Here is an 11,522-nt window from a genome sequence, read left to right on the forward strand (position 1 = left end):
GTCCCAAGGGTATTCAGTTGTTGGAGATCCTGTATGATCTTAGATGAAGATGGATCCTGGGCCTGTGCGGTCATGACAAGACCCAATATATATGCTGCCAGCCATTTCAAGTTTTTCATTTTGCTATTCCATTGGGGATGGACAAAGTAAAGCATTTCACAGAAAGTGAGATAATATACAGTCGTATGCGGGACCGGTAATGATGCATGAAGCCATACTTTTTACCGCTTCCTTGCAAAAAAAGCCGGCTGTAATGTTACAGCCGGCTTTTCAAATTATCTGAATCTATTCTCTATCAGTGCTTATACACCCTGAAGGTGGAGAAGGACTGATCTTTGAAGTTCACTTTCACCAGGTAGATACCTGAAGGTTGTGCACTCAGATCCATTTCCTTGTTGTCAGAAACCGGAAGCTCCAGTCTTCTGCCAGACATATCGAATACGTCCACAGACACCATGTACTTCACACCATCACCACCCAACTTAACCACATCACGGGTCGGGTTAGGGAATACGATGACGGTATGATCTTCATACACAACAGGTGTACCCACTGTGAAGGAGACAACAACACTGTCTGTTGCGGTACAGCCATTTGCATCTGTTACCGTTACGTGGTAAGTACCAGAGGTGAGTCCGGTAGCCGTAGAGGTGGTTTGCGAACCACTGTCATCCCACAGGTAGCTGTAAGGAGATACTCCACCATTTGCCATTACAGCAGCAGAGCCATCCGAACATCCACCGCAACTTTCATTAATGACACCGGTAACGGTAGTGATCGCATCAGGCTTACCAACTGTGGTATACTCAGAAGAAGAGCAACCATTGTTTCCTGTGACAGTCACGCCATAGGAACCAGATGTAAGGCCGGTGACATCCTCGGTAGTTGCACCGTTGCTCCAGATAAAGGTATAAGGAGTGGCGCCACCACTTACAGTGATATCTATAGAACCGTCGTTACCTCCGGGGCAGGTTACATCTGTTGCTGCCGAAGCAATAGCAGGTGCACCGTTGTCATTCACACTGCGAACCAGTGTTACATCACAACCCGCCGCATCGGTTACGGTCACGCTGTAAAGACCAGCGCTGAGTGAACCGATATCCTGACCGGTTGCACCGTTGCTCCACAGGTAGGTATAGCCTGGGGTTCCACCGGAAACTGTCAGATCGATCAGACCGTTGGCATTGCCGCATGTGGAGTTCGAAACATTTGCAGTTACATTGATAGCCGTTGGCTGAGTCACCGTTTCACTGTTGGTTCCGGAACATCCGTTCGCATCAGTCACAGTCACAGAATAAGTACCTGCCATCAATCCGGTGAGGTCTTCAGTCGTTGCACCATTGCTCCATGCAAATGTGTAAGGACCTGTTCCACCAACCGCGATCAGATCGATAGATCCATCCGCTTCACCATTACAGCTTGCCGGTATAGAGCTCAGCGCTGCCGTAACGGTTGGTTGGGTTACAGTAGCCTGGGTTACTGCTGTACAACCGGTACCGTCGGTAACGGTCACATGGTAAGTTCCTGCAGTCAGCCCGGTTGCTGTTACAGTGGTTTGGTTATTCGGATCATCCCACTGATAAGAGTAGTCAGGAGAACCACCGGTAACATTTACGGTAATGGTTCCATCGTTGGTACCATCACAGCTTGCATTTGTTACGGTTGTAGTCAGGGTGATCGGAGAAGGTTGACTTACAAATACCGAATCAGCCGCTGAACAACCGTGGTTATCCGTCACCGTTACCACGTAAACACCTACCACCAGTGCACCGATATCTTCGGTGGTTGCACCGGTATTCCACATAAAGGTATAAGGTGCAGTTCCACCAGCAACCGTCAGATCCACCATTCCATTGTTCTGCCCGTTGCAGGCTACGTTGGTCTTCTGAAGATCAAGGTCAAGCGCATCGGGCTCTCCGATCTTACCGGTACCATAGGATACACAACCGTTATTATCGGTCACAGTCACGTGGTAGTTTCCTGCAAGATCCATAAAGGTAGAATCAGTGCTTCCGTTGCTCCACATATAGGTGAGCGGAAGAGCTCCACCGGCAGCCACAACAGATACCGAACCGGTATCGCCATAACAATTTGCATTGGTTACGGTGAAGGTCAGGTTACCTGGTCCACCGGCGTCATTGAGGTCTTCGGTATGGATCACCACACAACCTTTGGCATCGGTCACAGTTACAGTGTAACTGCCAGCAGCCACATTACCTGCATCCTGGCTGGTATAGCCATTGCTCCACAGGTAAGTGTAACCGGGACTACCACCGGACACTGTGATGTTGATCAAGCCGTCTGCGTTGCCGCATGTAGGTTGGGTCAGAGAAGCCGTTACATTGATCATCGTCGGTTCGGTAATGGTTCCGGACACGATCTTCTCACAACCATTGGCATCGGTTACCGTGAGTGTATAGGTTCCTGCCGTCAGGTTATATACATCCTCTGTGGTGGCACCGTTGCTCCAGATATAAAGATAAGGGCTGAGACCACCTGCAACAGTTACGTCGATATAACCATCGTTGCCACCATTACAAGATACCGGTGATACGTTGGTAGCCGCATTCACATTCGGAGCGGTGATCGTGGCGTTGTCTGTTGCAGTACATCCGAGTGTATCTGTAACGGTTACATTGTATACACCAGGTGCAAGTCCGGTCGCAGAGCTGTCGGTTTGACCGTTGCTCCACAGGAAGGTGTAGCCTGGGGTTCCACCCATAGCTGATACAGTTGCAACACCATCGGATGTTCCACTGCAACTTGCGTTGGAAACTGATACGGTGGTGACAATCATATCAGGCTCAGCTACCGTAAAGGTATCCACCACACTGCAACCCAGGGCATCAGTTACGGTAACGACATAGTCGCCCGTAGCCAGCGAGTCCAGATCCTCCGTGGTATCACCGTTGCTCCATACGAAGGTATGGGCAGGAATTCCGCCATTGAATGACAGATCGATTTCACCATTGTCTCCACCGTGGCAGGACACATCTTTAATATTTGCGGTTGTCATGATTTGCGTGGCCTCTTCCACTTCAACCATTGTGGTAGCCTTACAACCGTTGTTATCCGTTACGGTCACGCTGTAAAAGCCAGCGGGTAAACCCGTAGCGGTTGCACCGGTTTGACCATCTTCCCACAAATAAGTGTAAGGACTTACGCCGCCACCTGGGGTTACGATGGCTGCACCATCAGAACCGCCGTGACAGCTTACCAGTGCATATGAACCGGTCAACGGAGCGGGTCCGTTCACATCATTCACAATAGCGGTGTGCATCGCCATACAACCCTTGCTATCGGTAACGGTCACAGTATAGGAACCGGAAGGAATGTTACCGGCGTCCTGGGTGGTTGCACCATTACTCCATACATACGTATAGGTTGGAGAACCACCGGTCACGGTAATATCAATCAGACCGTCGCTGTTTCCACAACTTGGATCTACTGTAGATGAAGTCACATTCACAGCCACCGGCTCACCGACGGTCTCAGATGCAACTTTCGAACATCCCATGGCATCCTCAACAGTCACACTGTATGTTCCGGCCATCAACCCTGAAATATCCTGGGTGGTTTGACCGTCACTCCATGTATAAGTATAAGGTTGCGTACCTCCGGCTACGGTCAGATCGATGCTACCATCGCTGCCACCATTACAGTTGGCGTCTGATGCGCTGGTAGCCAGGGTAACATTGGGTTGAGTCACCATCACCGAATCCACCTTCATACAACCTTGTTTGTCTGTCACAGTCACATGGTACATTCCTGCAGCAAGGTTATTGGCGGTCGGAGACTGTTGATTGTTCGGGTCGTCCCACTGGAAAGTAAATGGCTGAGCACCACCGGAGACAAGCACATTGGCAGTACCGTCCATTCCAGGTTGACATGATTCTTCAGTAGAAGACATGGCCGTAATGATCGGACCGGGCTGACCTACGATAGCATCCGCAGTGTCAGTACACCCGTTGCTATCAGTCACCGTCACGTCATAAGTACCAGCCGTTACTCCGTTAAGATTCGCGGTGGTTGCGCCGTTAGACCAGATATAAGTAAATGGCGCTGTTCCACCGGTCAATTTGGTTTCAACCACACCGTCTGCTGCGCCATTACAATGGGCATTCTTAACAATGGCATCTACCATCAGCGTTGCAGGGTCAATAACCTCGTAGTTGGCTACGCCCAAACATCCGTTATTATCTGTTACGGTCACCTGGTAGTTACCGCTTGACAGACCACTGATATCCTGAACGGTATCACCGGTGCTCCAGTTATAGGTATAAGGCTGGGTACCGCCAACCACCATCAGGTCGATGCTGCCATCGGCGTCACCGTTACAGGTTGGGTTTTCAACGTTTGCTGTTAACAAAGGACCGCCTGCATTACCTACAGACATAATGAATACCGCAGTACAACCGCGTGAGTCGGTTACGGTCAGGGCATAGTTTCCTGCAGCGAGGTTTCCTACATCCTGGGTGGTAGCACCGTTGCTCCACTGGTAGGTATAGGCAGGTGTACCTCCGTTGATGGTCATATCCAGCAAACCATCGGAAGCACCGCAGCTGGCATAAGATGCGCTGTAGAAAGCGGTGATTTTGGTAGGTTGTCCGACCTGAGCTGAATCTTTCGCAGAACATCCGTTCACATCGGTTACGGTCACCGCATACAATCCGGCTTTCAGACCTGTTGCATCTTCTGTTGTCTGACCATTGCTCCACATAAACGTGTAAGGCGCTTGTCCGCCGGTAACCGTCAGATCCAGCATACCATCTCTGCTGCCATTACAGTTGGCATTGGTTACGGCAATAGCAAGAGAGATGGGCTGGGTGTTTCTTACGATACCGGAAACAGGAGCTCTTTCACTTTCACAAATTCCTGGCTCCACCTCCCAATCGTAGAAGAAGTAGTAATAATCCAGTGCTTGTCCGGTATTGGACGTATTGATAGATATCAAATCCTGTATGGCATAGGGATAAGAAGGTCCTGCGTTGTTACGGAACAAGTTCTGAGGAGCGACACAGGTGATATAGTATCCGTTGGCTGGTTCCAGCGGGAAATTCAGAGACACCCTGCTTTCACCGTTCGGAACATTCACGGTTTTGGTATGAATGAGATTTCCGTTAACAGCATCGAAAACGCGGATGGTCCGGTTACCGGTACCCTGCGCATAAACCTTAACAGACTTAAGGGTAAGGGGTGCCAGTACATCGAATACCAATCCGAGGTTGTTCTGGTTGCTGTAGTTGCTGCCCGGACCGAATGTATTGTCCACCGGACCTACTTTTACTGCAGGTGCGTGGGTGATCTCGGACACATAATAGGTCACATCATTGGTGATGTTTTCGGTATGCACACCACCGGTATCGATCAGGTTACCGCCGGTCGGGGCATCATACCATCTGAGGTCACCACCACCATTGCCATAAGCAAGCAGGGTCACGAGACCACCGCCAGGACATGTGGTGTCATTAACAGTTGTGGGAGCAGGTGGGCCTATCACCTTACCGATGACAGGTGAACGTTCACTTTGGCAAGTGATTCCCTGTACTTCCCAATCGTAGAAATAATAGTAGTATGATAAATTGGAGTTTCTACCGGCATTCGAACGAATGATGGAAACAAGATTATTGAGGCTATATGGGTAAGAAGCACCGCTGTTGTTTCTGAACAAATTGGGTACACCTTGTATTTGAATAAAGTATCCGGCACCTGGCTCCATGGCGAAGTCAAGCGACACACGGTTCATACCGTCAACAAGGTCAACGGTCTTGCTGTGGATCACGTTGCCACCGATGGCACTCTTCACCTGGAAAGTACGTGGTCCGGCACCTTGAGCATAAACCTTAACCGATTTCAGAATGAAAGGTGATTGCACATTGAATACGAGTCCGAAATCCAGCTCCGTGTGATTGTTACCGCCACCGAATGTGCTGTCTGCCGGTCCGACTTTCTGTACAGAACCCATCTGATTTTCCTGTACATAGAAGGTCGTGGTTTTTCCAAGGGCTGTTGAAAACGTATCTCCCTGATGCAGGGCCATTCCGCCGTTTGGCATGTTGTACCAAACCAACTCGCCTCCGTTGATCGCTGTAGCAAGCAGATCAACCATTGAACCTTGTCCACATTGAACGGAATCACCTGTGGTCATCGGACCTGCAGGGCGGTTCACGGTGATGTAATTGTTCTTAGTCACCGTATCCTCGGTGTTCAGGTTATAAGCAATCAGCGTAACATTGTAGCTGCCATTGCTTCCATACCTGTGCACCGGATTTGGGCGATCGGATGTCGTTCCGTCCCCGAAATCCCAATGCCACTGCAGGACATTGCCAGAGCTGGTGTCTGTGAAACTGACATACCCCGTGCAGGTAGTCTTCGGCGTGGCATCGAATCCGGCCACGATCTGCGCATTGGCAACAGCTGTCATAGCCATCACCGCTGCCCATAGTGTGTAAAATCTCCTCATGGACATTCTAGGTTTGTTTACCAATAAAATCGCTAAAGTGCACTTCCCAATGCGGCCGCAAGGTAGGGATAATAATGCAAGAAACGCAAACCCAGTAAGCAAACAGAACATTAAGACAATATTGTCTAAATGAGGGAAACGTTGATTCTCATGAGGTTGAGCCTCACAGGTGCGAAACCAAAAAAAAATATTGAAATTTTAGTCTGCCAGCAGAATCTGGTTGGACGTTCGAACTATCTAAAAGTTTAAACTTTGAACCACAAAAATATGAAGTAATCAGCCAGAGCCAAACACCGATCCAAAGGATTCCAGGCACTGCCTGCTGCCTACAGCCTACTCCCCCCTCCACTCCAACCTTAAACTTCGAACCATAAACCTCCGACTTTAAACAGCCCTCCTCCACTAAAGCTTCTAAGGGCGCGGCAAACCTAAACCCATATTCCTATCTTCGCCTCATGGAAATAAACTTTCACGGTGCTACGCAGACCGTTACAGGGAGCAAGCACCTTATCACCACGGAAAGTGGCAAGCGGATATTACTGGATTGCGGGATGTATCAGGGCATGGGCATGGACACACACAATCTTAACAGAGAATGGGGTTTTGACCCCGCATCCGTTGATGCGGTCATTCTTTCCCATGCCCACATCGATCATAGTGGACTTCTACCCAGATTGGTAAAGGAAGGTTTCCGGGGACATATCTATTGCACCCACCCCACGCGCGACCTTTGTGATGTCATGCTTGAAGACAGCGCATTCATCCAGGAAGCGGATATGAAGTATGTCAACAAACGCAAGATACGACAAGGGAAGACCCCGATTGATCTGCTGTACACGATTGAAGATGTCAAAAAATGTATGCCGCACTTCAGGGGCATCGCCTATGACACGGAAACCGAGATATTCCCGGGCGTTTCTTTTACCCTGACAGACAATGGTCATATCCTGGGCAGCGCCAGCGTACACCTGAAGCTTACCGAAACCAAAGGCGTCATTCATCTGACCTTCACCGGGGATATCGGCAGATATGACACCTCCCTCCTCAAAGATCCCAGTCCGTTTGAACAATCCGACATCATCATATGTGAATCCACTTATGGTGACCGGCTTCACAACCGCATCGTCCATGCCGAGCAGGATGTTCTGAACGCCGTCATCAACACATGCAAGGAAAAGAAAGGAAAGCTTATTATTCCGGCTTTCAGCCTCGGACGAACCCAGGAGATCGTTTACACCCTGAACAAGCTGGATGTATACGGACTCATCCCTGATATCAAGATATATATAGACAGTCCGTTGTCAAACGATGCCACCCGGATCATGCGGAAGCATATCTCTTGCCTGAACATGCAGGTCCAGGAATTCATCGAGACCAGACCTGATCCGTTCGGCTTCGATGACGTGACCTATATTCAGGATGTGGCTGACTCAAAAGCCCTGAATGCCATCAAGGAACCGTGCATTATCATATCTGCCTCAGGCATGGCGGAAGCCGGACGGGTAAAACACCACATCAAAAACAACATCGGAGATCCGTCCAACACCATTTTGCTGGTAGGTTATGCCGAACCTCTTTCCCTTGCGGGCCGTTTACGGGCCGGTGACAAGCGGGTGAAGATATTCGGAGAAGAACATGAGGTGAAGGCGGATGTCAGCATCACCGATTCCTTCAGCGCACATGCCGACTACCAGGAAATGCTGCAATACCTTTCCTGCCAGGATATCCCAAAAGTGCATCAACTCTTCCTCGTCCACGGACATGAAGAAGCCATGCACCACTGGAAAACAAGATTAAAAAATGCCGGCTTCCGGAGGGTACACATTCCGGAACACGGGCAGGGTTATAAGTTTGAAGCAGACAGACTGGATGTGGATTAGGTGATGTGGTGATGTGATGATTTGGTGACCTGCCAGCCGAAGCGCTAGCCATTGCAAGGCAGGCTGATGTGGTGATATGATGATTTTGAAATGCGGATGTATTATACCATACTGAATCTGTTTCTGATTGCCTTGCCTGCTCTTTCCTTCGGGCAGGATTCCGGGTTTGATATGGATAAATTAAAATTTCACGGACGCGGGCTTCATATTCCAAAAGACACCATCATTAACATGTTCGGGGAAGCTGATATCGCATATCCCGAATATGAATGTGGCGGCTTCTCGAGCGACTGGCAAGGATGTACTTTTTATCAATTGAAGTATCAATATTTCAATTATATTGGTTGCGATTCCGCACTATTCACCCTTGAAAAGGTAACCATGGATCACCAGGGAGAAGTGAAACTGTATTATGACGGAATGCCGTTGACCGGACAAACAACCAAAGCCGATTTCATAAATATTTTCGGAAAGGGAACGGTATCACGTTTCAGGCAGGATGAAAACGGAGAATCCGTTCTACTGCTTGCCAAAGGATATGATAATGGCTTCCGTTTTGTTTTCAGGGATGGGAAACTTTCTTCTTGTGAATACTGGACTTCATGCTAAAAATACCGGAATGAAAAATGTTGTATTGATCATCGCCACGCTGTTGTTCACCTCAGGCTTATGCGAGGCACAGGACGTATTTGACAAAATGTCAAAAAAGATCTGCAAGTGCATTGAAAAGGAAAAAGTGGTAAATGTTGATGATATCCTACCCTGTGTTGAAAAGACCATGTTTGAAAACATGTCTGCTATTATCGATTATTACCAGGTTACTTCAATCTCTGAAGTCAAAGGTGAGGCTGTGGGCCAGAAGATTGCTTTAAAACTTGCCAAGAACTGTGAATACTTCTACAGTCTCATGCGTGACAGCATACAGGTCAGAGCACCTAAATTTTCCAGGGACAGCATTCTCAATTGTGATGGAATTCAAACCGGTGACTATTTTTATGTAATACCAGACAAGGATGGGAACCTGACAGATACAACATTTGTGACGTTCACCGAAACCGAATACCTGGAACGGATGAATCATGGAAGAACTTATTCAAAACTAACCGTCAAATGGTCAGACAAATGCCACTTCACCCTCACGTTTGCGGAAAGCAACGACCCGTATAAATCTGCATTAAGTAAAGTTGGCGACAAGTACGAGTATGAGGTAATTCAAAACAACAGTGAATCCATGGTCCTGAAATGCTTCTTTCACAACGATGAATATTTTGTAGAATGTTTTAAGGTCAGGTGACTGCAAGTTCGCCGACTGTTTACACTGAAAACAACATGAATTTCCACCTTCGAACTGCGTTTGTTTTTGGTTTGATCTTCTGGTTTATGCAAACCAGCTGCCAACCGAACGGGCATCTGCCCACAGATGGATGCAAACCGTTGGCCTTCACGGAAACCTTCGAAGACTCCATCGTCATTGCGGCAACCTATATGGACTGCGAACCACTCTGGAAATACAAACTGACCGTTCGCATCGGACAATCCATCATTTATCAACCGGACAGCCTGTTGGAATTTGAGTTCAATAAGCGCATATGGCCTGTCTTCCAACGAATCAATGACAGCACCTTTCAATTGCAACTTGAACATAACGACCGACCTAACAAGACGAATTACATATTGTTAACTGTTCGCGATGGAAAACTGATCGATGAAAGAACACTCCCGCACCATGTCCACCAAAACAACAAACAGTTACTCCGTCTGGAAGTAGATTCCGCAGGTAGTGTGACAGCACAGCTACTGCATCCCAATGCAGACATATACCTCCAGCAATTCCGGTGGAACCGTTGGATCAATACGGACTCGTGCCGTGTGGCCGGAAAAGATACCGTTACATTTACCTCAACCCTGCCCCTGCATTCCGGCGTTAATATGTTCCGGTTGATTTACAAACAAACGGAAGCAAGCAATCCTGAAGATATAACAGAACTAGGCGCGTTCAGTTTTTCGAATCCGACTATTAAAAAGGTGACCATGATATGCAAACCGATCCATCCCATTGTTTTTAGTGACACAACCCAGTTTGAACTTTATCATACATCGGGAAAGATTACGCGTAAAGGGAGGGGCCGCCAATGTGACATCAGCGATCTTCCGGAAGGGCTGTATTATGTGAATTTTGACAATCAGACCGGAGAATTTTTAAAAAGATGATCGCATCAATACCCTGGTAAAATCACCCTACTCTCCTTCTCGCTTCTACCCATCACCTCCCCTGGGAATAAAATCTTCCTCCCAAAATCACCCCTGCAAGAAATAGCTACATCTTATCTCGCCAACTTCAATCGCATTCCGTAACTTTATCCTGGGCGGGGACTACGTGTACCCGGGAAAGCATGCCACATCATCGTTTGGTTACCCGTCCAACAAATGCCCCTCTCTAATGTCTATGATCTAAAATCTAATGTCTATCAACCGCTACTGCCTACTGCCTACTAACTACTAACTACTAAGACATGCCCTCCTACCTAGCCAGCATTCTCCAGCAATTCAACTACTACAAATCGCTTGGAGAAAAAACATTCGAACAACTGGATGATTCACAATTGTTCAAGCAACCTCATTCCGACAGCAATTCCATAGCCATTATTGTAAATCACATGTGGGGCAACATGCTGTCCCGGTGGACCGACTTCCTTACCACGGACGGTGAGAAACCATGGCGGGAGCGCGACAAAGAGTTTGAAGACATCATTAAGACGCGGGATGAACTCATGGCTCGGTGGGCAGAAGGTTGGGATTGTGTCTTCCATGCCCTTGAACAGGTAAATGACAATAACCTGAGTGCCTCCATCACCATCAGGAACCAGAACCTGACGGTTACCGAAGCCATCAATCGGCAACTTGCTCACTATGCTTATCATGTGGGGCAGATCGTATACATCGGCCATCTCCTCAAAGGTGATCAATGGCAAAGCCTCTCCATCCCCAAAAACAAATCGAAAGATTTTAATGAGAAGATGGGAATGAAATGATCGCTGTGATATGGGGATTCTCCTCCACAAAAATCATTCAATATAATCGGACGAAGGTGCACCTGTCCCGGTATCGCAATGATCCGGGAACCTTCGCCCAACACTGTAGCATAACCATTCCAATAAACTCAGTATCCCCTTAAACCT

General features: G+C 48.1%; 6 protein-coding genes. 5 read left to right on the plus strand and 1 reads right to left on the minus strand.

The genetic code is table 11. The features are described from left to right. Positions 1–295: 295 nt before the first annotated feature. Positions 296–6,463 carry a T9SS type A sorting domain-containing protein gene (locus KDD36_12950; GenBank protein ID MCB0397556.1) on the minus strand — a complete coding sequence of 2,056 codons (6,168 nt, stop codon included), beginning with the start codon at positions 6,461–6,463 and terminating at the stop codon, positions 296–298. A gap of 455 nt (positions 6,464–6,918) precedes the next feature. On the opposite strand from KDD36_12950, the gene KDD36_12955 reads away from it, so the two are divergent. The 5 genes from KDD36_12955 to KDD36_12975 all read left to right on the plus strand — a co-directional run bounded on the left by KDD36_12955 (position 6,919) and on the right by KDD36_12975 (position 11,375). Then, complete coding sequence (locus KDD36_12955; protein MCB0397557.1) at positions 6,919–8,343, plus strand: MBL fold metallo-hydrolase; 1,425 nt, start codon at positions 6,919–6,921, stop codon at positions 8,341–8,343. 96 nt (positions 8,344–8,439) lie between these two features. Next, positions 8,440–8,952, plus strand: a complete 513-nt coding sequence (locus KDD36_12960) for a hypothetical protein (GenBank protein ID MCB0397558.1) — start codon at positions 8,440–8,442, stop codon at positions 8,950–8,952. A gap of 10 nt (positions 8,953–8,962) precedes the next feature. Further along, on the plus strand, positions 8,963–9,637 hold the full coding sequence (locus tag KDD36_12965) for a hypothetical protein (protein ID MCB0397559.1): 675 nt from the start codon (positions 8,963–8,965) through the stop codon (positions 9,635–9,637). 86 nt (positions 9,638–9,723) lie between these two features. Next, positions 9,724–10,554: a hypothetical protein gene (locus tag KDD36_12970; GenBank protein ID MCB0397560.1), complete on the plus strand. Its 831-nt coding sequence runs from the start codon at positions 9,724–9,726 to the stop codon at positions 10,552–10,554. Between the two features lie 302 nt (positions 10,555–10,856). Beyond that, entirely contained in the window at positions 10,857–11,375 is a 519-nt protein-coding gene (locus tag KDD36_12975; protein ID MCB0397561.1) for a DUF1572 family protein, read from the plus strand. Positions 11,376–11,522 lie beyond the last annotated feature (147 nt).

The organism is Flavobacteriales bacterium (assembly GCA_020435415.1).
Lineage (GTDB): Bacteria > Bacteroidota > Bacteroidia > JACJYZ01 > JACJYZ01 > JACJYZ01.

What these genes read in the sequence shown, in the direction of transcription:
- KDD36_12970 (MCB0397560.1), top strand. Translation starts at nt 9,724, where the DNA reads ATGCAAACCAGCTGCCAACCGAACGGGCATCTGCCCACAGATGGATGC.
- KDD36_12960 (MCB0397558.1), top strand. Translation starts at nt 8,440, where the DNA reads ATGTATTATACCATACTGAATCTGTTTCTGATTGCCTTGCCTGCTCTT.
- KDD36_12965 (MCB0397559.1), top strand. Translation starts at nt 8,963, where the DNA reads ATGAAAAATGTTGTATTGATCATCGCCACGCTGTTGTTCACCTCAGGC.
- KDD36_12975 (MCB0397561.1), top strand. Translation starts at nt 10,857, where the DNA reads ATGCCCTCCTACCTAGCCAGCATTCTCCAGCAATTCAACTACTACAAA.
- KDD36_12955 (MCB0397557.1), top strand. Translation starts at nt 6,919, where the DNA reads ATGGAAATAAACTTTCACGGTGCTACGCAGACCGTTACAGGGAGCAAG.
- KDD36_12950 (MCB0397556.1), bottom strand. Translation starts at nt 6,463, where the DNA reads ATGAGGAGATTTTACACACTATGGGCAGCGGTGATGGCTATGACAGCT.